The sequence below is a fragment of the Geobacillus thermoleovorans genome (genome assembly GCF_001610955.1).
GTDB lineage: Bacteria > Bacillota > Bacilli > Bacillales > Anoxybacillaceae > Geobacillus > Geobacillus thermoleovorans.
Map to the genome: position 1 here is coordinate 262,524 of NZ_CP014335.1, position 23,280 is coordinate 285,803.

A 23,280-nucleotide genomic window follows, 5' to 3' on the forward strand; every position below is an offset into this window, starting at 1 on the left:
GTGGTGGCGCGTTTCCGCGAGAGAAACGCTGCGCAACAAGAGCGTCGCCTGGCGTCCTGAGCGTGATGGGCGGCGAAAAGGAGGAGTTGACGTGGCAAAGGCATACAAACAAGCAGGGGTCGACATCGAGGCTGGTTATCAGGCCGTCGCCCTCATGAAAGAGCACGTGCAAAAAACGATGCGTCCCGAAGTGCTGGGCGGGATCGGCGGGTTTGGCGGCTTGTTTGATCTATCCGCGCTTGGTTACCGCCAGCCGGTGCTCATCTCCGGCACGGACGGTGTCGGAACGAAGTTGAAACTAGCGTTTTTGCTTGACCGGCATGATACGATCGGCATCGACTGTGTCGCTATGTGTGTCAACGATATTATTGTCCAAGGGGCGGAGCCGCTCTTTTTCCTCGACTATATCGCTTGCGGCAAGGCGGTGCCGGAGAAAATCGCCGCCATCGTCAAAGGGGTGGCCGACGGCTGCGTCGAAGCCGGCTGCGCCTTGATCGGCGGGGAGACCGCGGAAATGCCAGGAATGTATGATGAAGATGAGTATGATTTGGCTGGGTTTGCGGTCGGCGTTGCGGAAAAAGAGCGACTCATAACCGGAGAGACGATCCAAGCGGGCGATGCGCTTGTCGGCCTGCCATCAAGCGGCCTTCACAGCAACGGCTATTCGCTTGTGCGCCGCATCGTGTTTGAACAAGCGAAATTGTCGCTTGATGAGATTTACGAGCCGCTTGATGTTCCACTCGGCGAGGAGTTATTGAAGCCGACGCGCATTTATGCGAAACTGTTGCGCTCCGTGCGCGAGCGGTTTACGATCAAAGGGATGGCGCATATTACCGGCGGCGGGTTGATCGAAAACATTCCGCGCATGCTGCCGCCGGGAATCGGCGCGCGCATTCAGCTCGGTTCATGGCCGATTTTGCCGATTTTTGACTTTTTGCGTGAAAAGGGCAGCCTTGAGGAAGAAGAAATGTTTTCCGTCTTTAATATGGGCATCGGCCTTGTGCTCGCTGTCAGTCCGGAAACGGCGGCTCCTCTTGTTGAGTGGCTTTCGGAACGAGGCGAACCGGCGTACATCATCGGCGAAGTGGCCGAAGGAGCGGGCGTGTCGTTTGCTGGAGGGGGCTGGGCATGAAGCGGCTGGCGGTGTTCGCTTCAGGAAGCGGCACGAACTTTCAAGCGATCGTGGACGCGGCCAAACGCGGCGATTTGCCGGCTCGTGTGGCGCTTTTGGTCTGCGACCGCCCTGGTGCGAAAGTCATTGAACGAGCGGCGCGCGAAAACGTGCCGGCGTTTGTGTTTTCCCCAAAAGACTACCCGTCCAAAGCGGCGTTTGAGAGCGAGATTTTGCGTGAGCTAAAGGGGCGCCAAATCGACTGGATTGCGTTGGCCGGCTATATGCGCTTGATCGGGCCGACGCTGCTTTCGGCTTATGAGGGGAAGATCGTCAACATCCATCCGTCGCTGTTGCCCGCGTTTCCGGGCAAAGATGCGATCGGCCAAGCGTATCGGGCTGGTGTATCGGAAACGGGCGTTACCGTTCATTACGTCGATGAGGGAATGGATACCGGGCCGGTCATCGCCCAGCGCGTTGTTCCGATCGTGCCGGGCGAGCCGATCGAGGCGCTTGAGGAGCGCATCCATCAAGTCGAACACGAGCTGTACCCGACGGTGTTGCGCATGCTGCTAGGGGAAAAGGAACAACAGGAAGAAAGGATCGAGAACGATGGCAGTGAAACGAGCATTGATCAGCGTGTCCAATAAGGAAGGCATCATTCCGTTTGCGAAGCAGCTGGCTGAACTTGGCATTGATATCATTTCGACCGGTGGGACGAAACGAGCGCTTGAAGACGCCGGCGTTCCCGTCATTTCGATTTCCGATGTCACCGACTTTCCGGAAATTTTGGACGGGCGCGTCAAAACATTGCATCCGGCCATTCACGGCGGCATTTTGGCGGTGCGCAGCGATGAGCGCCACCAAGCAGCGCTCGCAGAGCATGGCATTCGCCCGATCGATTTGGTCGTCGTCAACTTGTATCCGTTCCAACAAACGATCGCCAAACCGGATGTGACGCTCGCGGAGGCGATTGAAAACATCGATATCGGCGGCCCGACGATGGTGCGTGCGGCGGCGAAAAACTATGCTGATGTCGCGATTGTCGTCGATCCAGCCGACTATCCGATGGTGATTGAAGAACTGAAAACGACCGGTTCGATCCAAGCAAAAACGCGGCAACAACTGGCGGCGAAAGCGTTCCGCCATACGGCGGCGTATGACGCGATGATTGCGGAGTATTTGACAAACCTCACCGGAGAGAACTATCCGGAAACGCTCACGGTCACGTATACGAAAAAACAATCATTGCGCTATGGCGAGAATCCGCATCAATCGGCAGCGTTTTATGCCAAGCCGCTCGGTGCGGCGTTCTCGATTGCCAACGCGGCACAGCTGCATGGCAAAGAGTTGTCGTACAACAACATTAACGACGCCAATGCGGCGATCAACCTCATTCGCGAATTTCAAGAGCCGGCTGTGGCCGCCATCAAACATATGAACCCGTGCGGCGTCGGCGTCGGCGCGACGCTTCTTGAGGCGTTTACGAAAGCGTACGAAGCGGACCCGGTGTCGATTTTCGGCGGCATTATTGCGGTCAACCGTGAAGTGGACAAAGAAACAGCCGAACGGATGCACGACATCTTTTTGGAAATCGTCATCGCTCCGTCATTCAGCGACGAGGCGTTTGCCATTTTGACGAAAAAGAAAAACATCCGTCTGTTGACGCTTGATTTTACCGCGCCGGACGTCAAGGAAAAAATGCTCGTTTCCGTCAATGGCGGCTTGCTCGTCCAAGAGGCCGATACGTTCACGCTCGAAGACGCTGAATGGAACGTCGTTACGAAGCGCGAGCCGACCGAGGCTGAGCGCGAACAGCTTCGGTTTGCTTGGAAGGTTGTCAAACATGTGAAATCGAATGCGATTGTACTGGCCAAAAACGGGATGACAGTCGGCGTTGGCGCCGGGCAAATGAACCGGGTCGGCGCGGCCAAAATTGCGATCGAACAAGCCGGGGAACAGGCGGTTGGCGCCGTGTTGGCCTCCGATGCGTTCTTCCCGATGGACGATACGGTCGAGGCGGCGGCGAAAGCCGGCATTACCGCTATCATTCAGCCGGGCGGCTCGATTCGCGACGCGGATTCGATCCGCAAAGCGGATGAATACGGCATAGCCATGGTCTTCACCGGCGTGCGCCACTTTAAACATTAAGCGTGGCAAAGGAGAGGGAGACGATGAATGTACTGGTCATCGGACGAGGCGGGCGCGAGCACGCCATCGCCTGGAAAGCGGCGCAAAGCCCGCTTGTTGGCAAGCTGTATGTAGCGCCGGGAAACCCGGGCATCGCGGACGTGGCGGAACTGGTCCATATTGATGAGCTCGATATTGAGGCATTGGTGCAGTTTGCGAAACAACAGGCGATCGATTTGACGATCGTCGGGCCGGAAGCGCCGCTTGCTTCCGGCATTGTTGACCGTTTTATGGCCGAGGGGCTTCGCATTTTCGGCCCAAGCCAGAGGGCGGCGCTCATCGAAGGAAGCAAGGCGTTTGCCAAAGAGCTGATGAAGAAATACGGCATCCCAACGGCGGACCATGCGGCCTTTACGTCGTACGAAGAGGCGAAAGCTTATATTGAACAAAAAGGCGCGCCGATCGTCATTAAAGCGGACGGATTGGCCGCCGGAAAAGGCGTCACCGTCGCCCAAACGGTGGAAGAAGCGCTTGCCGCGGCGAAGGCAGCGCTTGTCGACGGACAATTCGGCACAGCCGGCAGTCAAGTTGTCATTGAGGAGTATTTAGAAGGGGAAGAATTTTCGTTTATGGCGTTCGTTAACGGCGAGAAGGTGTATCCGCTCGCCATCGCCCAAGACCATAAGCGGGCGTATGACGGAGACGAAGGACCGAACACCGGCGGCATGGGAGCCTACTCGCCGGTGCCGCAAATTTCGGATGAGATGATGGATGCCGCGCTAGAGGCCATTTTGCGGCCGGCGGCGAAAGCGTTGGCGGCGGAAGGACGGCCGTTTCTTGGCGTGCTGTACGCTGGATTGATGGCCACGGCAAATGGGCCGAAAGTGATCGAATTCAACGCCCGCTTCGGCGATCCGGAAGCGCAAGTCGTGCTGCCGCGTCTGAAGACCGATTTGGTGGAAGCGGTACTAGCGGTGATGGATGGAAAAGAGTTGGAGCTTGAATGGACGGATGAGGCGGTGCTTGGCGTCGTGCTGGCAGCTAAAGGTTACCCCGGGGCTTACGAGCGCGGGGCCGAAATCCGCGGGTTGGACCGAATTTCCCCTGATGCGTTGTTGTTCCATGCTGGCACCAAACGAGAAGGCGGCGCATGGTACACCAATGGCGGACGCGTTCTCCTGTTAGCGGCCAAAGGGGAGACGCTCGCAAAAGCGAAGGAAAAAGCGTACGAGCAGTTGGCGGCGATCGACTGCGACGGCTTATTTTACCGGCGCGACATCGGCCGGCGCGCTATCGAACGCGCCTCCGCCGCATATACACGTATGAAAGGGCGATAATGCCGCCGATTAACGCGGCCAATACGAACGACATATCGGTCATATACTCGAGCAGCATGGTGGTTCACTCCTTTGTAGTCGAAGGTGTCCCAAGTATGGGACACCTTTTTTGATGATGTTTGGCTAGTCCACAATGCCAAGCCGCAGATCATTTTGCTTTCTTCTCTTTCGTTGACAGTTGGCACTCTTCATTGGCCGTTTCGATACATAGCAACACGTATCGCTCACGATGCGAAAAATGTTGCCGAATGACGGTGGAATGGAAGACATCGGCAAAAGCGGTGCGCAACGTCGGACGGATGTCCTCCCTCATGTCGGATTGACGACCGCTTCCTTTTCCTCTTCAAACAGCTGCCGGCGCTGCATATTGTCAAACAGGGCGGTCATCGGACAAAAACGGGTGATCCCTTCTCCGACTTTCATCGCCCCAAGCAAAGCGGCCCACAAATAGGATGTGCACCATGGCCGCCGGGCGAGGCGGGCGGTGGCCCAGGCGATGACAGTCAGGCCAACCGTGATGCGAATGAATGCGTTCACAATGCCGATATTCGCCATCGGTCTGTCCCCTCCTTAATATTTTTATTGTGAAAGTCGCTTTTGTGCGTTAAAATGGTTGTATGGAACGATTAGGAAACAAGGGACGGGGTGTCAATGGGCGAACAACGTTACCGATGGAAAGGCAGCGAACTGCGTGCACAAGCAGCGGTGATTGATGGCAAACAATCGCCGACGAAAGTATTGGTGAACGCCACATATTTGCATTCGTATTTTCGTGAATGGGTAAAAGGAAACATATGGATCCATGGCGACCGCATCGTGTATGCCGGAGAGCGTCTTCCCGATCGTGTCGACGAGGCGTGTGAGATCGTCGACTGCCGTGGGTACGTGCTCGTTCCCGGCTACATTGAGCCGCATGTTCATCCATTTCAATTATATAATCCCCATTCGTTTGCTCGTTATGCAGCGGCGCACGGAACAACAACGCTCATCAACGATAACTTGTTTTTGCTTTTGCAGCTCGATGATGAAGACGCGCTTTTATTTTTACAAGAAATGAATGCGCTTCCAACGTCGATGTATTGGTGGTGCCGGTTTGATGGGCAAACGGAGCTCGAGCGCGAAGAGGAACAAGTGTCCAATGCTCGGATCAAGCGCTGGCTTGACCAAGAGGCGGTGCTTCAAGGCGGTGAGTTGACCTCATGGCCAAAAGTGGCGAGCGGTGATGACATCATCTTGTATTGGATGCAAGAAGCGCATCGGCGGCGCCGCAAAATTGAAGGGCATTTTCCGGGGGCGTCGGAAAAGACGCTTGTCAAAATGGCGCTCTTTGGCGCAGATGGCGATCATGAGGCAATGACGGGAAAGGAAGTGCGCATGCGCCTTTGGCACGGCTATACCGTCGCGCTTCGGCATTCCTCGATTCGCCCGGATTTGCCGGTGCTGCTTGAAGAGATGAAAGCGCTTGGCATCCGGCATTATGATAAATGCTTGTTGACGACGGATGGCTCGCCGCCGGCGTTTTATGAGAATGGGGTGATCGATTGGCTGATCCGCATCGCGATCGAGCATGGCGTGCCGGTGATCGATGCCTATGCGATGGCGACGATCAACGCTGCCCGCCACTACGGCATCGAGCATCTTCACGGCAGCATTGCCACCGGCCGCATCGCTCATATCAACTTTTTGCGCTCGGCTCACGATCCGACGCCGGCGCAAGTGCTCGCCAAAGGCGAATGGGTGAAGCGCGATGGAGAAGCGCCGCCTCTCTGGCCGGCGCCGGAATGGTCTCGGTTTGGCATTCGGCCGCTTTCGTTGTCATGGGAGCTTGAATGGGATGATTTGCAATTTTCGATGCCGATGGGGCTGCGCATGGAAAACGCCGTCATTTTAAAACCGTATTCCGTGTCGATCGATACGTCGCGCGATCGTTTAGGGCATGACCATGATGAGTGTTTTCTGGCCTTGTTTGACCGAAACGGCCGCTGGCGCGTCAATACGATGTTAAAAGGTTTTTCATCGGTGCTTGGCGGGCTGGCGAGTTCTTACTCGAACACCGGGGATTTGATTTTGATCGGCAAGCATAAGGAAGATATGATGCTCGCCTTCCGGCGGATGAAGGAGATCGGCGGCGGCATTGTGCTCGCTGAGGACGGAGAGATTTTGTTTGAGCTCTCGCTTCCTTTAGGCGGCATGATGTCCTCCTTGGAGGTGGATGAATTGATCAACGAAGAAAAAACGTTCGTCCGTTTGTTGCGCGAGCGTGGATATCCGTTCGAAGACCCGGTGTATTCGTTGCTCTTTTTGCAATCGACCCACCTGCCGTATGTGCGCGTCACCCAACGCGGCATTTATGATGTGATGCACAAAACGGTACTCTTTCCTTCGATAATGCGGTAAAATAAAAAAGAAAAGGTTGTGTGTCCATTGAAACATTGGCTGTTCGTCATCAGCTGCGCGGCATTGTTGTTGTTAGGGGGCTGCACGACCAAAAGCGAGCCGAAGCAGGCTGAACCAGCCAAACCGGCTCCTCGGCAGGAGCAGCCGTCCAAGCCTCCGGCGGAGGAAAAACAAACGTTCCCGCTGACGGGGCTGCCGGCGAAAGGGAACATCCATCAACGGGTCGTCGGCGTGATGATCAACAATCACCCGAAGGCGCGGCCGCAATCGGGGCTTCGTGCGGCGGACATCGTGTATGAGGTGCTTGCCGAGGGCGATAACACCCGTTTGTTGGCGTTGTACCAAAGCGAATTGCCGGAGCGGGTCGGACCGGTGCGAAGCGCGCGTGATTACTATATTGACTTGAGTGAAGGCTACCATGCACTGTATGTATGTCACGGCTGGAGTCCGGAGGCGAAAGCGCGTCTTGAGGGAGGCGGAATCGACTATTTGAACGGATTGTTTTACGACGGCACATTGTTTCAGCGCGTCCCGTTCCGCAAGGCGCCGCACAACTCATACATTTCATTCGCCAACATCGAAAAAGGAGCGAAACAAAACGGGTATGCTTGGACGGACCACGTTGCCCCGCTATCGTTTCGCACCGATGAGCCGAGCGGCCAAAAGGTCGAGACGGTTCACATCGCCTATTCGCATCGCGCCTATGCCCAGGTTGAATACCAATATGTTCCTGAACAAAAGGGGTATTACCGGTACAGCGGCGGCGAGCAAACGATCGATTATGATACGCATAAGCCGGTTGTCGTGCAAAACGTCATGATTATCGCTGCCCGGCATCGAGTCATCGATAGCCACGGACGGCGCGACATCGACCTCGCCTCCGGTGGCAAGGGGTACTTGCTGCAGGGCGGCGTCATGCAGCCGATCGAATGGAAAAACGTCGACGGCCGGCTGCTGCCGTACCATAACGGGGCTCCGATCGGATTCGTGCCGGGAAAAACGTGGATCAATATCGTGCCGGAACTGGCGATCGTCCAGTGGAAATCATAACCGCCTTGTCTGTTGCAAGGCAAAGGGGCGGTGGATTCGCAGATTGGTTGGCTACAACATTTTTCCCGCCAAAACGCAAGGAGGAAGCAGCTATGCAAATTGACAAACTGCGCGGCAGAGAGTTGGATCAACTGTTTAAAGCGATTTTATCGCTGCGCGATTTAGAAGAGTGTTACCGTTTTTTTGATGATTTATGCACCGTGAATGAAATCCAGGCGCTCGCCCAGCGGCTCGAGGTCGCCCGCATGCTGCGCGAAGGATATACGTATCACAAAATCGAAACGGAAACCGGAGCGAGCACGGCGACGATTTCGCGCGTCAAGCGCTGCCTCAACTACGGCAATGATGCTTACGCCATGGCGCTCGATCGCATTAAAGAGGAGCAACAGCAAGAAGAGAAAGAAGCCAACGAAGCGGTCACAGACTGACGCGGCAAGGAGATTCCTTCCATTTGCAAAGGAACTCCTTTTCTTTTTGCGGATTTGTTATAATGGAACAATGGAGACGGAGTGGAGGGTTGCCGCTATGGAGGAGATTCGCGCTTGGCGCCATGTGTTTAAACTCGACCCGAATAAACCGATTGATGACGAGCGCCTTGAGCGCCTTTGCGAGTCGGGAACGGATGCCGTCATCGTCGGCGGAACCGACGGGGTGACCATCGACAACGTGCTTGATTTATTGGCTCGCATCCGCCGTTTTTCGGTGCCATGCGCGCTCGAAGTCACCGACGTCGAAGCGCTGACGCCGGGATTTGACGTATATTTGGTTCCGATCGTGTTAAACAGCCGGCAGGCGGAGTGGATCATCGGCCGTCATCACGAGGCGGTGAAACAATACGGTGATATGATGAACTGGGATGAGATTGCCGCAGAGGGCTATTGCATTTTAAATCCGGAATGCAAGGCCGCCAAGCTGACGAGAGCCGATACGGAGCTTGACGTCGACGATATTGTGGCCTATGCCCGTTTGGCTGAGCATTTGTACAAGCTGCCGATTTTTTACCTTGAGTATAGCGGAGTTTATGGAGATCCGTCTGTCGTGGAAAAAGTGAAACAAGCGCTTGATCAGACGCAGCTGTTTTACGGCGGCGGCATCACAACTTCTGAGCAGGCGGAGCATATGGCGCGCTATGCCGATACGGTGGTCGTCGGCAACGCGATTTACGACGCGTTCGAACAGGCGTTGGCGACGGTGGCGGCGGTGAAGCAGATGGCTGGTCAACGCAACGGCGATGACGGAAAATAGAACATATGTTTTGTTGGTGGTGGACATGATGAATTTTTTATCGGAAAAGCTGCTTGCGCATTTAAACAAAGAGCAGCAAGAAGCCGTTAAAACGACAGAAGGCCCATTGCTCATCATGGCGGGAGCGGGCAGCGGAAAAACGCGCGTGCTGACGCACCGGATCGCCTATTTGATGGCGGAAAAACAGGTGGCGCCGTGGAATATTTTAGCCATTACGTTTACGAACAAAGCGGCGCGTGAAATGAAGGAGCGGGTGCAGGCGCTCTTAGGCGGGGCGGCGGAAGACGTGTGGATTTCGACGTTCCATTCGATGTGCGTCCGCATGTTGCGCCGCGACATTGACCGCATCGGCATCAATCGCAATTTTTCCATCCTTGACCCGACGGATCAGCTTTCGGTCATCAAAGCGATTTTGAAAGACAAAAATATCGATCCGAAAAAATTTGAGCCGCGGACGATTTTAGCGACGATCAGCGGGGCGAAAAACGATTTGCTCACGCCCGAGCAATTCGCAAAGCGGGCATCGACGTACTACGAAAAGATCGTCGGCGACGTGTATCAAGAGTATCAACAGCGCCTTCTCCGCAATCATTCACTCGATTTCGACGATTTGATCATGACGACGATCCACTTGTTTGACCGCGTGCCGGATGTGCTTCAATATTACCAGTATAAGTTCCAGTACATCCATATCGATGAGTACCAGGATACGAACCGCGCTCAATATACGCTGGTGAAAAAGCTCGCAGACCGGTTTCAAAATATTTGCGCCGTCGGCGATGCCGACCAGTCGATTTACCGGTGGCGCGGGGCGGACATTCGCAATATTTTATCGTTTGAGCGCGACTACCCGAACGCGAAAGTCATTTTGCTTGAACAAAACTACCGCTCGACGAAACGCATTTTGCAGGCGGCAAATGAAGTCATTGCGCATAACGTCAATCGAAAACCAAAGCGGTTGTGGACGGAAAACCCGGAAGGGAAGCCAATCGTCTATTATGAAGCGATGAACGAAGTGGACGAAGCGCAATTTGTCGCCCGCCGCATTCAAGAGGCGGTTGAGAGCGGGGAGCGCCGCTACCGCGATTTTGCCGTGCTTTATCGGACGAACGCCCAGTCGCGCGTCATCGAGGAAATGTTTTTAAAAGCGAACATTCCGTACCAAATCGTCGGCGGCTTAAAGTTCTATGACCGGAAAGAAATTAAAGACATTCTCGCTTACTTGCGCGTCATCGCCAACCCCGATGACGATTTGAGCTTGCTTCGCATCATCAACGTGCCAAAGCGTGGCATCGGCGCCTCTACGATCGACAAACTTGTCCGCTATGCGGCCGAGCATGAGCTGTCCTTGTTTGAAGCGCTCGGCGAGCTGGAGATGATCGGCTTCAGCGCGAAGACGGCCGGGGCGCTCGCCGCGTTTCGCGGACAGCTTGAGCAATGGACGCAGCTGCAAGAATACGTTCCGGTGACGGAACTTGTGGAGGAAGTGCTCGACCAATCGGGCTACCGCGAGATGCTCAAGGCGGAACGGACGATTGAAGCGCAAAGCCGGCTTGAGAACTTGGACGAGTTTTTGTCGGTGACGAAGCATTTCGAAAATGTAAGCGACGATAAATCGCTCGTCGCCTTTTTAACCGACTTGGCGCTCATTTCTGATTTGGACGAGCTGAATGGGACAGATCAGGCGGCCGAGGGCGATGCCGTCGTCTTCATGACGCTGCACGCCGCCAAAGGGCTTGAGTTTCCGGTCGTGTTTTTGATTGGCATGGAAGAAGGCATTTTTCCGCATCTTCGTTCACTGGAGAATGAGGATGAAATGGAAGAAGAGCGGCGGCTGGCGTATGTCGGCATCACTCGGGCCGAGGAAGAGCTCGTATTGACGAACGCGCAAATGCGGACGCTGTTTGGCAACATCCAAATGAACCGGCCGTCGCGCTTTTTAGATGAGATTCCCGCGCATTTGCTGGAGACGGTCTCGCGTGGGAAACCGTCTGTTTCCCGTTCAGCGTCCGCTCGCTTGCAGGCAGGCGGCGCCATCAGGGTGTGGAAAGTCGGAGACCGGGCGAACCATCGGAAATGGGGAATCGGTACGGTTGTCAGTGTCCGTGGCGAAGGTGACGACCAAGAACTCGATATCGCCTTCCCGAGCCCGATCGGCATTAAACGTCTGCTCGCTAAATTTGCGCCGATTGAGAAAGTATAGAAAGGAGAACGGGTGAACGTATGGACCGCCAACAAGCCGAACGGCGCGCGGCCGAGCTGCGCGAACTGCTGCACCGCTATGGCTACGAATATTATGTGCTCGACCGGCCGTCCGTCCCGGACGCCGAGTATGACCGGCTCATGCAAGAGTTGATGGCCATCGAGGAACAGTATCCGGAATTGAAAACGAGCGACTCGCCGACCCAGCGCATCGGCGGCCCTCCGCTTGAGGCGTTTCGCAAAGTGACGCATGTTGTTCCCATGATGAGTCTCGCGAACGCGTTTGACGAAGGGGATTTGCGCGATTTTGACCGCCGCGTCCGCCAAGAGGTCGGCGAAGCAGCGTACGTGTGCGAGTTGAAAATCGATGGTCTCGCTGTCTCCGTCCGCTATGAAGATGGTTATTTCGTCCAAGGGGCGACGCGCGGCGACGGAACGACCGGCGAGGACATTACGGAAAATTTGAGAACGATCCGTTCACTGCCGCTTCGGCTGAAGGAGCCGGTGTCGCTGGAGGCGCGCGGCGAGGCGTTCATGCCGAAAGCGTCGTTTTTGCGCTTGAATGAGGAGCGAAAAGCCCGAGGCGAGGAGCTGTTTGCCAACCCGCGCAACGCTGCGGCTGGCTCGCTCCGCCAGCTCGATCCGAAAGTGGCGGCGTCGCGCCAGCTCGATTTGTTCGTTTATGGTTTGGCCAATGCTGAAGAGCTTGGCATTGAGTCGCACAGCGAGGCGCTCGACTACTTACAGGCGCTTGGGTTTAAAGTGAATCCCGAGCGGCGGCGCTGCGCCAACATCGATGAGGTGATCGCCTTCGTCAACGAGTGGCACGAAAAACGGCCGCAGCTGCCGTACGAGATCGACGGCATCGTCATTAAAGTCGACTCGTTCGCCCAACAGCGGGAGCTTGGTGCGACGGCAAAAAGCCCGCGCTGGGCGATCGCCTACAAATTCCCAGCCGAGGAAGTGGTGACGACGCTCATCGGCATTGAGGTGAACGTCGGCCGCACGGGCGTCGTCACTCCGACAGCGATCTTAGAGCCGGTCCGCGTCGCCGGCACGACCGTGCAGCGCGCCACTCTTCATAATGAAGATTTTATACGGGAAAAAGACATTCGCATCGGCGATGCGGTCATCATTAAAAAAGCGGGCGACATCATCCCGGAAGTGGTCGGCGTCGTCGTCGACCGGCGCGACGGGGATGAAACGCCGTTTGTGATGCCGACGCATTGTCCGGAATGCGAAAGCGAGCTCGTCCGCCTAGATGGAGAAGTGGCGCTCCGTTGCTTAAACCCGAAATGCCCGGCCCAGCTGCGCGAACGGCTCATCCATTTTGCCTCAAGAGCAGCGATGAACATTGAAGGGTTGGGCGAAAAAGTCGTCACCCAACTGTTTAACGCTGGCCTCGTCCACGATGTCGCCGATTTGTACCGGCTGACGAAAGAACAGCTCATCGGTTTGGAACGGATGGGCGAAAAGTCAGCAACCAACTTGCTTGCAGCGATTGAGGCATCGAAGCAAAACTCGCTCGAGCGGTTGCTGTTCGGTCTTGGCATCCGCTACGTCGGAGCGAAAGCCGCCCAACTTTTGGCTGAGCATTTTGAAACGATGGAGCGGCTGGAAAAAGCGACGAAAGAGGAATTGATGGCCGTGCCGGAAATTGGCGAGAAAATGGCGGACTCGATCATCGCCTTCTTTTCCCAGCCAGAAGCGGCCGAGCTGCTCCATGAGCTGCGGCTTTACGGCGTCAACATGGCATACAAAGGGCTGAAGCGGGCGGCTGAAGCGCCTGCTGACTCCGCCTTCGCCGGCAAAACGGTCGTCTTGACCGGCAAACTCGCGTCGATGTCGCGCAATGAGGCAAAAGAAGAGATTGAACGGCTCGGCGGGCGCGTCACCGGCAGCGTCAGCCGCAGCACCGACATCGTCATCGCCGGTGAGGACGCCGGATCGAAGCTGGAGAAAGCCCAGCAGCTTGGCATTGAGATTTGGGACGAATCACGATTTTTGCAAGAGATCAGCAGGGGGAAACGATGAAACGAATCTCACCACTTCGCAGTTTGGTTGCCTGCCGTTGGACGAATCGGGCCCGAAAGCGGTTGGCCGCTGTCGGCCTCGCTTCGATTTGTTTGTTGTCTGCGTGTGCGCCGAAGTTTGACAAAGGTGAGGAAGTCGTGCAAGACAAAGGCAGCAAACAGCAAGAAGCCGTCATCCCGAAATACAACATTGCCGACTCGTATTACCGCGTCATCCTTCCGTTCAAACCGTCCGGGGCCCGTGGGGAGGTCGTCAATGATTTAAATACGCGCCTTGATGTCGACGAATTTGAGACGGGGCTCATGCGCTTGGCCACTGAGCAGTTTCCGTCGGATGAGTACTTGTTCCAAGAGGGGCAATATTTAGACAGCGAGACGGTTGGAAAATGGCTCGCTCGCAAGAAGACGACTCGCCAGCTGAAGGAAGAGAAAATGAAGCCGGAAGACAACATCGGCTTAAACCCACCGATCAGCGACACGGGAACAAACGAACAAAAAAACAAACAAAGCCCGATTTATTTGGCGAGCATTTTGGAACATGATTATTTGGTGAAGATCGACAACGACAAAGTGAAGCTCGGCGGCATCGCTATCGGCCTGGCGTTAAACTCCGTCCACTATTATTCGACCGAGCAAGGCTATCCGCGGGAGGTCAAAATCAAAGACGATGTCATCGAACGGGAAGGAAAGCGGATCGCCGCCGAGGTGCTGAAGCGGCTGCGGAGCATGAAAGGGCTTGGGAACGTGCCGATTACGATCGCCCTGTACAAACAAGCGCCCCGTTCATCTGTTGTTCCAGGCCACTTTTTCGCCGTCGCCCATGTCGATGAAGGAAGCAGCACCATCGATGATTGGGAGGCGGTGAACGAGGAATATTATTTATTCCCGTCTGATGAGGCGGAAGAAAACCACCGCGACGACTGGCTGAAATTCAATAATTTTAAATCAGACGTTGAGGACTTTTTCCCGAACTACACCGGCATCGTCGGCAGAGGGCTGTATGTCAACGACCAGCTTCAGAAGTTAACGATCAACATTACGATGCCGTTTTACGGCAAAGCGGAAGTGATCGGCTTTACCCAATACGTGACCGGCTTGGTGATGGAAAAATTCCCGGACTACATCACCGTCAACGTCTACATCGCCTCGGCCGGCCAGCCGGAAAGCCTCATCGTGCGCCAGGCGAAAGCAGACGAGCCGTTTGTGCATATTTATCAATGACAACGTGCCACATCCCCTCTGGACGAGCCAGAGGGGATGTGTTTTTTGCGATGTTGCGGTTCGAAAAGGCTGGTGTAAACGGATTCGGTGGCAGCCTGTCGGTGTGATTTGCCGGATGGGGGACAGACTGATAAAATAATGAAGACCTAGATGCGAGTAAAGGTGTGTCACGATCATGAAAGCCATCTGTGTGTTTTGCGGATCAAGTTATGGACAAAGCGTAAAATACAAGGAAGCGGCGAAAGAGCTCGGAACGTTTTTAGCCCGAAGCGGCATGACGCTCATTTATGGCGGCGGAAAACGCGGCTTGATGGGGGAAGTCGCGGAGGCGGCGCTTCGGCATCAAGGGCGCGTGGTTGGGGTCATTCCGCAATTTTTGAAGGACCGGGAAGTGGCGCATAATCGATTGAGCGAACTGTTGGTCGTCGATACGATGCATACGCGCAAAGCGAAAATGTATGAGTCGGCCGACGGGTTTATCGCCCTGCCAGGAGGGTACGGGACGTATGAAGAGCTGTTTGAAGTGCTCTCATGGTCGCGCGTCGGCCTCCACCAAAAACCGATCGGCCTGCTCAACGTGGACGGGTTTTTCGACCCCCTTCTTCATTTGCTTCGGCATACAGTCGAAAACGGATTTGCCGCGCCGGAAGATCTCGATCTGATTGTCAGTGCTGAGGATGTTTCGACGCTGTATGAGCGGATGAAGACGTTCCGCCATCATCGCTGTTCTGGAACATGAAGGAACGGGTTGCCGCTTCCTGCTAAGCTGGCAAATTGTTCACTTCATAAGCGGCTCGGATGCCGGATTCAATGGCGCCTTGAATCCATCCGTGGTGGGTGGAAGCGTGTTCCCCGGCAAAATGCACCCTTCCTTCGGGAGCGGCGATATACGGCGACAGCTCCGTCACTTGATTCGGCTTCATCATCGTGAAGGCGCCGCCTGAGTACGGATAGCGAACCCAGCTATGGCTTGTTCCGGTTTCAAATTCACGGTACACTTGTTCGCCATGGAGGACAGCTAAGTTTTTGAGCGTGTATTCAAGCCGCTCTTCATCGCTTAAGCTGTCCCACGGGATCGTGTCGTCTTCCCACGTATAGCTGGCCAATACGACGCCAGGCCCTGCCGTGCCGATGCCTTGGCTCGGATATTGAGTGTATCGAATCGGCAAGTCCGAGACCGTTTTGCCGCCGAACATCCCTTCTTTTTCCCAAAATCGTGTTTTAAATTGGATGCCGGTTTTCGTCGAGCCGACGTAATGCAGTTCGCGGATCGCTTTCCATTTGTTTTCGGAAAACGAATGGCGCGGCTCCATTTCGATAAACTGCAAAATCGAAAACGGGATGGTGACGATCACGCGATCTGCGGTGATTTGAAACGGCTGGAGAATTTTTGTATGGGTGGCGTGGATGGTGACGCCGTTTTCGTGCTGGACGATTTTTTGCACTTTATGGCTAAAGAAAATCTCGTCCTTCAGCTGCGGCAAAAAAGCTTTGGGAAGCCGATCGTTGCCGCCGACAATTTCATAAAAGCGAATATTCGGCGTAAACAGCACCATCAGTTCGCGCAGCATCTCCAGAAACGAAAGTTCAGGGAATCCTTCTAACGAGAGAACGGCTTTGATCATATCGATGGCTCCCACGGACAACGGTAGACCGAATGGGTTGTAGCGCAAATAGGCGTCCAGCGAGTAGCGGTCGAGCTGTTCAATGACAATCGGCCAATGTTTTTCCGGATTTTGTTCGATGAATTGAATGACCGGACGAATCGCCATCTGCAATAATTGGGAAGCGGTTTTGCCTCGTTCATGCGGGGCGACCGGAAAGCCAAAGAGGTCGGGATGCCGCTCATATTCACCAAGGCGCGCTTTCACGCCGCGAAAATACAGAATGTCGCGCGGAGTGCTGTTGATAAACGGGTGAAGCGGCAAGTTGAATTTTTTGATGTATTCCAATGTCAATTGATGGGTGTGCGGGATGCGCATGGCGCCAGCTTCAAGATACTGGTCGTCGCGAAAGTTGGAGCGGAGCGTGTAGATTCGGCCGCCGACCCGCTCGGACGCTTCAAGAATCGTGATGCGATGGCCGGCTTGCTTCAGCAATGACGCTGCGACAAGTCCGGCCATTCCGGCGCCGATAATGACGATGTTTTGAGGGGTGGATGTTTTCGTCAACCCATTTCGGATGATCGCAATCATCGTTTCCATTGGGAGTTTCGGAAACACATAAGGATGTGCCACGTTTGAATCCCCCTTTGCCGTTTTCACCGCGCGAGGATGAAGGTGCGGTTATTCCATCTTATTCCGCGGCAAAGGGGAGTATGTGAGAATAGGAATGCCCGTCACGGCCTGGAAACGATATACGTCCCGCCATCGATTTCGATGCGGCGCTGCTCCTGCATGCCCACAAGCCGGCACAAAAAAGGGCGCGTTGACGGTCGATGGTCGGCTTCATAAAAACAAAGGGCGATGCCGCCGACGGCTAGTTCAGCGTACGCCCCTGCCTCATCGCGCCCAAAGCGAGGGACAGGAAGGCCAAACAGCCGCCGATACGCGTCGATGGCGCGGCGAAGGTCAAGCGTATAGACGCCGATGGACGACAAAGAAGAAGCCCCGATTCGATGGTGCATGAGCGGCGCCAGCTCGTTCATCCGCACGTCATCACCGTCGCCCCATTGGATGAAAAACGGATAGCGAAATGCACCGTCTGTGTCGTCTTCGATAAACAGCATCGACCATGTCAGCCGCTTGCCGTCATCGCGCTCGCGGCTGCCGGGGAGCGGACCGATTGGGGTAAACCCGTTTCGTTTGAGATGTGCCGCCACCGCTCCGATGTTGTTCGTGCGGAAGGCAAATTGGGAGAAGCCGTTTCCTTCTTGGCGGTCGGCGACAAGCTGGTCGATGAGCGGATTTCCGCATGTTTTCGCCGTCTGCTCATCGGCGATGCCGATCCACTCAATGTAGCGCAAATGCTCGAAGCAGCATAATGCGTTATACGTTCCCCATGACGGATGGCGGCCGCCGTGGATGGCTGTAAACCCCCATTGTTCAAACGCCGTTTTCGCTTGCTCCGGTCGTTCGGTTAAGTGGACGAGATGGTCAAACGCGACATTCATGGCGGCGACCTCCTCCTAGATGGAATCGATCAGCGGAACAACATTTCTTTCAGCTTGTAAATGATTCGTTCGTTGTCGACGGTGCGGTGGGCGATAAAATTCAAGTCCAGCTTGATGTCTTCGATTTGGGCAGCCAATTGTTCGTAACGGGAGTCCATTTTTTGTTCGAGGCGGTCCACCGTTTGTTTCAATGAGGCAAATTCCTGGTGAAGCTGGTGGACGTCAGCGGCGAGAGCTTCCAGTTTGGCGTCTGTTTCGTCTTGGCGGTGGAGAAGAGCGGCCACGATGCCGTTCAATTCCTTTTGCCCGGCGCGAAGCGAATCTTGTTCTTGACGCAGACGCTGTTGTTCCAAACGGATTTCCTGCTGCTCTTTTCGGATTTCTTGTTGTTCTTTTCGAATTTCTTCTTGTTCCTGGCGAATGGCGATTTGTTCCCGCTCGAGCCGCTCTTGGCCTTCCACGAGCTTTTGCAGCGTCCCGTCCATCGCGTTCAAGCGGTCAAGCACTTGGGCGAGCAAAGCGTCACTCATCGTCATTATTCCCCCTTTTTTGTCCGTTATGGCCATTATAGTACATATGTTCGTTTTCGTCAACGGGCAACTAGGCAAAAGAGGGCCAGACGGTTGCTTTATTTCCTAAACGTTTGGTATCATCATAGTATTGTGGAAGGTCGACCATGTCGGAGGTGAATACAATGTCGCGAATTTCGATTGAACAAGTGAAACATGTCGCCGATTTGGCGCGGTTGGCGATTACGGATGAAGAGGCCGAGATGTTTACGAAACAGCTCGATGCGATTATTACGTTTGCCGAGCAGCTGAATGAATTGGATACGGAGAACGTTCCGCCGACTTCGCACGTGCTTGATATGAGAAACGTGATGCGCGAGGATATTCCAGAACCGGGGCTGCCGCGCGAAGAAGTGTTGAAAAACGCGCCAGATCAGCAAGACGGCCAGTTCCGTGTGCCGGCCATTTTAGAGTAAGGAGGGGGATTTATGTCGCTTTTTGACCATTCCGTGTCAGAATTACATACGTTGCTGAAGAAAAAAGAAGTGTCGATTTCCGATTTAGTCGACGAATCGTACCGCCGCATCGATGAAGTGGAAGAGAAAGTGCAAGCGTTTTTAACATTAAATGAAGAACAGGCGCGGGCGAAAGCGAAAGAGTTGGATAACCAGCTCGCCAAAGGCGAAGAAACGAACCCGCTGTTCGGCTTGCCGATCGGCATTAAAGACAACATCGTCACAAAAGGGCTGCGTACGACATGCGCCAGCAAAATTTTGTACAACTTTGACCCGATTTACGACGCCACTGTCATGGAGCGGTTGAATGCCGCAGGGACGATCACGATCGGGAAGTTGAACATGGACGAGTTCGCCATGGGCTCGTCGACGGAAAACTCCGGGTTTCAGCTGACGCGCAACCCGTGGGACTTAGAGCGCGTTCCGGGCGGCTCAAGCGGCGGTTCGGCGGCGGCGGTGGCGGCCGGCGAAGTGCCGTTTGCTTTAGGTTCTGATACGGGCGGTTCGATCCGCCAGCCGGCGGCGTTTTGCGGGGTCGTCGGGTTGAAACCGACGTACGGACGCGTCTCGCGCTTCGGGCTTGTTGCGTTTGCGTCGTCGCTGGACCAAATCGGCCCGATTACGCGCACGGTCGAAGACAACGCGTATGTATTGCAAGCGATCGCGGGCGTCGACCCGATGGATTCGACTTCAGCGAACATTCCAGTGCCGAACTATGTGGAGGCGTTAACGGGCGATATCAAAGGGTTGAAAATCGCTGTGCCGAAAGAATATTTAGGTGAAGGCGTCGATGAAGGCGTGCGCCAGTCAGTGCTTGCGGCGCTTGCCGTGCTTGAGAAGCTTGGCGCGGCGTGGGAAGAAGTGTCGCTGCCGCATTCAAAATACGCCTTGGCGACGTACTATTTGCTCGCTTCGTCCGAGGCATCAGCGAACTTGGCTCGCTTTGACGGCGTCCGCTACGGCTATCGGACGGACAACGCGAAAAACTTGATCGATATGTATAAACTGACGCGAAGCGAAGGGTTTGGGGCGGAGGTCAAGCGCCGCATTATGCTCGGGACGTTCGCGTTAAGCTCGGGCTATTACGATGCGTATTACAAAAAAGCGCAAAAAGTTCGGACGTTGATCAAGCGCGACTTCGAAAACGTATTTGAACGATATGACGTCATCATCGGCCCGACAACGCCGACGCCGGCGTTTAAAATCGGCGAGAAAACGAGTGATCCGCTGACGATGTACATGAACGACATTTTAACGATTCCAGTCAACCTTGCGGGTGTACCGGCGATTTCTGTGCCGTGCGGCTTTGTTGATGGCTTGCCGGTCGGCTTGCAAATTATCGGCAAGCACTTTGATGAAAGCACCGTCTACCGCGTCGCCCACGCTTTTGAACAAGCGACCGACTACCATAAGCAAAAACCGGTGTTGTAAGGGAGGTTAGGTGATGAACTTTGAAACGGTCATCGGACTTGAGGTGCACGTCGAGCTGAAAACGAAATCGAAAATTTTCTCCAGCAGCCCGAACGCGTTCGGCGCGCCCCCGAACACGCAAACGAACGTCATTGACTTAGGGTATCCAGGCGTGCTGCCGGTGTTGAACCGACAGGCGGTCGAGTTTGCGATGAAAGCGGCGATGGCGTTAAACTGCGAAATCGCGACCGAGACGAAATTCGACCGCAAAAACTACTTTTATCCGGACAACCCGAAAGCGTACCAAATTTCGCAATACGATCAGCCGCTTGGCCGAAATGGCTGGATTGAAATTGAAGTAAACGGAAAAAAGAAAAAAATCGGCATCACCCGCATCCATCTCGAAGAAGACGCCGGCAAGCTGACGCATACGGGCGACGGCTATTCGCTCGTGGATTTTAACCGTCAAGGGACGCCGCTCATTGAGATCGTCTCCGAGCCAGACATCCGCTCGCCGGAAGAAGCGTACGCCTACTTGGAAAAATTAAAAGCGATCATCCAATATACCGGCGTTTCCGACTGCAAAATGGAAGAAGGGTCGCTTCGCTGCGACGCCAATATTTCGCTTCGCCCGCTCGGTTCGGACAAGTTCGGCACAAAAACGGAATTGAAAAACCTCAACTCATTCAACTTCGTCCGCATGGGGTTGGAATACGAAGCGAAGCGGCAGGAGAAAATTTTGCTCTCGGGCGGCGTCATCCGTCAAGAAACGCGGCGCTTTGATGAAGCGACGAAAACGACCGTTTTGATGCGCGTCAAAGAAGGTTCGGAAGACTACCGCTACTTCCCAGAGCCGGACTTGGTGATGCTCTATATTGACGACGAATGGAAAGAGCGCGTCCGCGCCTCGATTCCGGAGCTGCCGGACGCCCGCCGGAAGCGGTATGTCGAAGAGTGGGGCTTGCCGGAGTATGACGCCAAAGTGCTCACACTGACAAAAGAAATGGCCGACTTCTTTGAAGCGACCGTCGCAAACGGCGCCGATCCGAAACTGGCGTCGAACTGGCTCATGGTCGAAGTATCCGGGTACTTAAACGCCGAGCAAAAAGAGCTCCATGACATCGCCTTGACGCCGGAAAGCTTGGCTGGAATGATCAAACTCATCCAAAACGGCACGATTTCGTCGAAAATCGCCAAAAAAGTGTTCAAAGAACTCGTCGAACACGGCGGCGATCCAGAGAAAATCGTCAAAGAAAAAGGGCTCGTGCAAATTTCCGACGAAGGAGCGCTGCGCAAAATCGTGCTCGAAGTGCTCGACGCCAACCCGCAGTCGGTCGAAGACTATAAAAACGGTAAAGACCGCGCGCTTGGCTTCCTCGTCGGCCAAGTGATGAAAGCAACGAAAGGGCAAGCGAACCCGCCGCTTGTCAATAAGCTGTTAGTAGAGGAAATTGGAAAACGATAATGAAACAATAGGAGGCCTGCCCACCGGCAGGCTCTGTTTTCAATAAAAATTTTTGCACTATTAAAAAAATACAATTGACAAACGCTGTGATCGAATGATAGATTTTTTATAAGAAAAAACCAATTGATTTAGTAGGATATGAAATCTCGAAGGGTCAAAGAGGGGAGAGGAAACGATGAGCAATGAACAAACCTTCCGCCCGGAGACGCTCGCCATCCACGCCGGGCAAAAACCGGATGCGGAAACGGGCGCGCGGGCGGTGCCGATTTACCAAACAAGCTCATATGTGTTCCGCGACAGCGAGCACGCGGCCAATTTGTTTGGTTTGAAAGAGGAAGGTTTTATTTATACGCGCATTATGAACCCAACGAACGATGTGCTTGAAAAACGGATCGCGGCGCTTGAAGGCGGGATCGGGGCGCTTGCGCTCTCATCAGGGCAGGCGGCGGTGTTTTATTCGATCATCAACATCGCCTCGGCGGGCGATGAAATCGTCTCGTCCTCGTCCATTTACGGCGGCACGTACAACTTGTTCGCCCATACGCTGCGCAAGTTTGGCATTACGGTGAAGTTTGTCGATCCGTCCGATCCGGAAAACTTTGAGCGGGCGATCACCGACAAAACGAAAGCCTTGTTTGCGGAAACGATCGGCAACCCGAAAAACGATGTGCTCGACATCGAAGCGGTGGCCGACATCGCCCATCGCCACGCCATTCCGCTCATTGTCGACAACACGGTGGCCAGTCCATACTTATTGCGGCCGATTGAATTCGGCGCCGATATCGTCGTCCACTCAGCGACGAAGTTCATCGGCGGGCACGGCAATTCGATCGGCGGTGTGATTGTGGACAGCGGCAAGTTTGACTGGAAAGGGAGCGGCAAGTTTCCGGAGTTCACCGAGCCAGACCCAAGCTACCACGGTTTGGTGTATGTGGACGCCGTCGGCGAAGCGGCGTACATCACGAAAGCGCGCATCCAGCTCTTGCGCGACTTAGGGGCAGCGCTGTCGCCGTTTAATGCGTTTTTGCTTTTGCAAGGATTAGAGACGCTTCACTTGCGGATGCAGCGTCATAGCGAAAATGCGCTCGCTGTTGCTAAGTTTTTGGAAGAGGAAGAAGCCGTCGAATCCGTCAGCTATCCAGGGCTTCCAAGCCATCCGTCACATGAACTCGCGAAAAAGTATTTGCCAAACGGGCAAGGTGCGATCGTTACGTTTGAAATCAAAGGCGGCGTCGAAGCCGGGAAAAAATTGATCGACTCGGTGAAGCTGTTCTCGCATTTGGCCAACATCGGCGATTCGAAATCGCTCATCATCCACCCAGCCAGCACGACGCATGAGCAGCTGACCCCGGAAGAACAGCTGTCCGCCGGCGTCACCCCAGGCCTTGTGCGCCTGTCTGTCGGCACCGAAGCGATCGACGATATTTTGGACGACTTGCGCCAAGCCATTCGCCAGAGTCAGACGGTGGGGGTGAAATAGTTAGGAAGGACGAAGTCACCCGGCGAGCGGGTGGCTTTCAAAGTGCGGGGAGTTCTATACGGA

General features: G+C 54.7%; 22 protein-coding genes. 16 read left to right on the forward strand and 6 right to left on the reverse strand.

The genetic code is table 11. The features are described 5' to 3' along the window. Nucleotides 1-91: 91 nt before the first annotated feature. The 4 genes from purM to purD are packed head-to-tail and all read left to right on the forward strand — an operon-like array spanning nucleotide 92 to nucleotide 4,578. Nucleotides 92-1,132: a phosphoribosylformylglycinamidine cyclo-ligase gene (purM, locus tag GT3570_RS01450; protein ID WP_062898329.1), complete on the forward strand. Its 1,041-nt coding sequence runs from the start codon at nucleotides 92-94 to the stop codon at nucleotides 1,130-1,132. Further along, nucleotides 1,129-1,761 (forward strand): phosphoribosylglycinamide formyltransferase, encoded by a 633-nt coding sequence (gene purN, locus GT3570_RS01455; protein WP_011229775.1) that lies wholly within the window; start codon nucleotides 1,129-1,131, stop codon nucleotides 1,759-1,761. Before purM ends, purN begins: the two co-directional genes overlap by 4 nt. Next, nucleotides 1,724-3,262, forward strand: coding sequence for a bifunctional phosphoribosylaminoimidazolecarboxamide formyltransferase/IMP cyclohydrolase (purH, locus tag GT3570_RS01460; protein ID WP_062898330.1), 1,539 nt, complete (start codon nucleotides 1,724-1,726; stop codon nucleotides 3,260-3,262). Before purN ends, purH begins: the two co-directional genes overlap by 38 nt. 23 nt (nucleotides 3,263-3,285) lie before the next feature. Then, nucleotides 3,286-4,578 carry a phosphoribosylamine--glycine ligase gene (purD, locus tag GT3570_RS01465; protein ID WP_011229777.1) on the forward strand — a complete coding sequence of 431 codons (1,293 nt, stop codon included), beginning with the start codon at nucleotides 3,286-3,288 and terminating at the stop codon, nucleotides 4,576-4,578. On the opposite strand, the gene GT3570_RS19315 is transcribed toward purD, so the two are convergent. From GT3570_RS19315 to GT3570_RS01470, 3 genes are all read right to left on the reverse strand, one after another. Then, nucleotides 4,532-4,636, reverse strand: coding sequence for an EYxxD motif small membrane protein (locus tag GT3570_RS19315; RefSeq protein WP_325048220.1), 105 nt, complete (start codon nucleotides 4,634-4,636; stop codon nucleotides 4,532-4,534). The two genes, purD and GT3570_RS19315, sit on opposite strands and share 47 nt — an antisense overlap. Before the next feature lie 90 nt (nucleotides 4,637-4,726). Next, on the reverse strand, nucleotides 4,727-4,891 hold the full coding sequence (locus tag GT3570_RS18625; RefSeq protein WP_011229778.1) for a hypothetical protein: 165 nt from the start codon (nucleotides 4,889-4,891) through the stop codon (nucleotides 4,727-4,729). Beyond that, nucleotides 4,888-5,133 (reverse strand): YgaP family membrane protein, encoded by a 246-nt coding sequence (locus GT3570_RS01470; RefSeq protein ID WP_011229779.1) that lies wholly within the window; start codon nucleotides 5,131-5,133, stop codon nucleotides 4,888-4,890. Before GT3570_RS01470 ends, GT3570_RS18625 begins: the two co-directional genes overlap by 4 nt. A gap of 96 nt (nucleotides 5,134-5,229) precedes the next feature. Here GT3570_RS01470 and GT3570_RS01475 point away from each other — a divergent pair, with 96 nt between their 5' ends. From GT3570_RS01475 to GT3570_RS01510, 8 genes are all read left to right on the forward strand, one after another. Continuing rightward, entirely contained in the window at nucleotides 5,230-6,975 is a 1,746-nt protein-coding gene (locus GT3570_RS01475; protein WP_023633363.1) for an adenine deaminase C-terminal domain-containing protein, read from the forward strand. Nucleotides 6,976-7,002: 27 nt separating this feature from the next. Beyond that, entirely contained in the window at nucleotides 7,003-8,025 is a 1,023-nt protein-coding gene (locus GT3570_RS01480; protein ID WP_062898331.1) for a DUF3048 domain-containing protein, read from the forward strand. A gap of 92 nt (nucleotides 8,026-8,117) precedes the next feature. Then, nucleotides 8,118-8,453 carry a YerC/YecD family TrpR-related protein gene (locus GT3570_RS01485; RefSeq protein WP_011229782.1) on the forward strand — a complete coding sequence of 112 codons (336 nt, stop codon included), beginning with the start codon at nucleotides 8,118-8,120 and terminating at the stop codon, nucleotides 8,451-8,453. A 97-nt stretch (nucleotides 8,454-8,550) separates the two neighbouring features. Next, nucleotides 8,551-9,270, forward strand: coding sequence for a heptaprenylglyceryl phosphate synthase (locus GT3570_RS01490; RefSeq protein ID WP_062898332.1), 720 nt, complete (start codon nucleotides 8,551-8,553; stop codon nucleotides 9,268-9,270). A gap of 28 nt (nucleotides 9,271-9,298) precedes the next feature. Then, the gene (gene pcrA, locus GT3570_RS01495; protein ID WP_011229784.1) at nucleotides 9,299-11,473 is read left to right on the forward strand and encodes a DNA helicase PcrA; all 2,175 of its coding nucleotides are present in this window, start codon (nucleotides 9,299-9,301) and stop codon (nucleotides 11,471-11,473) included. A gap of 20 nt (nucleotides 11,474-11,493) precedes the next feature. Continuing rightward, nucleotides 11,494-13,506, forward strand: a complete 2,013-nt coding sequence (ligA, locus tag GT3570_RS01500; RefSeq protein WP_014194775.1) for an NAD-dependent DNA ligase LigA — start codon at nucleotides 11,494-11,496, stop codon at nucleotides 13,504-13,506. Next, complete coding sequence (locus GT3570_RS01505; RefSeq protein WP_023633361.1) at nucleotides 13,503-14,726, forward strand: CamS family sex pheromone protein; 1,224 nt, start codon at nucleotides 13,503-13,505, stop codon at nucleotides 14,724-14,726. The genes ligA and GT3570_RS01505 overlap by 4 nt, the downstream gene beginning before the upstream one ends. A 175-nt stretch (nucleotides 14,727-14,901) precedes the next feature. Then, nucleotides 14,902-15,465 carry an LOG family protein gene (locus GT3570_RS01510; RefSeq protein ID WP_023633360.1) on the forward strand — a complete coding sequence of 188 codons (564 nt, stop codon included), beginning with the start codon at nucleotides 14,902-14,904 and terminating at the stop codon, nucleotides 15,463-15,465. Nucleotides 15,466-15,487: 22 nt separating this feature from the next. Here the strand turns inward: GT3570_RS01510 and GT3570_RS01515 are convergent, their stop codons facing one another. From GT3570_RS01515 to GT3570_RS01525, 3 genes are all read right to left on the reverse strand, one after another. Continuing rightward, the gene (locus GT3570_RS01515) at nucleotides 15,488-16,930 is read right to left on the reverse strand and encodes a flavin monoamine oxidase family protein (protein ID WP_020279425.1); all 1,443 of its coding nucleotides are present in this window, start codon (nucleotides 16,928-16,930) and stop codon (nucleotides 15,488-15,490) included. A 134-nt stretch (nucleotides 16,931-17,064) separates the two neighbouring features. Next, nucleotides 17,065-17,838 (reverse strand): VOC family protein, encoded by a 774-nt coding sequence (locus GT3570_RS01520; protein ID WP_020279426.1) that lies wholly within the window; start codon nucleotides 17,836-17,838, stop codon nucleotides 17,065-17,067. Nucleotides 17,839-17,867: 29 nt separating this feature from the next. Continuing rightward, nucleotides 17,868-18,374, reverse strand: coding sequence for a hypothetical protein (locus tag GT3570_RS01525; protein ID WP_011229789.1), 507 nt, complete (start codon nucleotides 18,372-18,374; stop codon nucleotides 17,868-17,870). 158 nt (nucleotides 18,375-18,532) lie between these two features. On the opposite strand from GT3570_RS01525, the gene gatC reads away from it, so the two are divergent. The 4 genes from gatC (at nucleotide 18,533) to GT3570_RS01545 (ending at nucleotide 23,217) form a co-directional block, all read left to right on the forward strand. Then, a complete protein-coding gene (gene gatC / locus GT3570_RS01530) occupies nucleotides 18,533-18,823 on the forward strand; it encodes an Asp-tRNA(Asn)/Glu-tRNA(Gln) amidotransferase subunit GatC (protein ID WP_011229790.1) in 291 nt (96 codons plus the stop codon). Between the two features lie 12 nt (nucleotides 18,824-18,835). After that, nucleotides 18,836-20,293 (forward strand): Asp-tRNA(Asn)/Glu-tRNA(Gln) amidotransferase subunit GatA, encoded by a 1,458-nt coding sequence (gene gatA / locus GT3570_RS01535; RefSeq protein ID WP_011229791.1) that lies wholly within the window; start codon nucleotides 18,836-18,838, stop codon nucleotides 20,291-20,293. Between the two features lie 13 nt (nucleotides 20,294-20,306). Beyond that, nucleotides 20,307-21,737: an Asp-tRNA(Asn)/Glu-tRNA(Gln) amidotransferase subunit GatB gene (gene gatB, locus GT3570_RS01540; protein ID WP_031212135.1), complete on the forward strand. Its 1,431-nt coding sequence runs from the start codon at nucleotides 20,307-20,309 to the stop codon at nucleotides 21,735-21,737. Nucleotides 21,738-21,912: 175 nt separating this feature from the next. Further along, a complete protein-coding gene (locus tag GT3570_RS01545; RefSeq protein WP_023633356.1) occupies nucleotides 21,913-23,217 on the forward strand; it encodes a homocysteine synthase in 1,305 nt (434 codons plus the stop codon). Nucleotides 23,218-23,280: the final 63 nt, after the last annotated feature.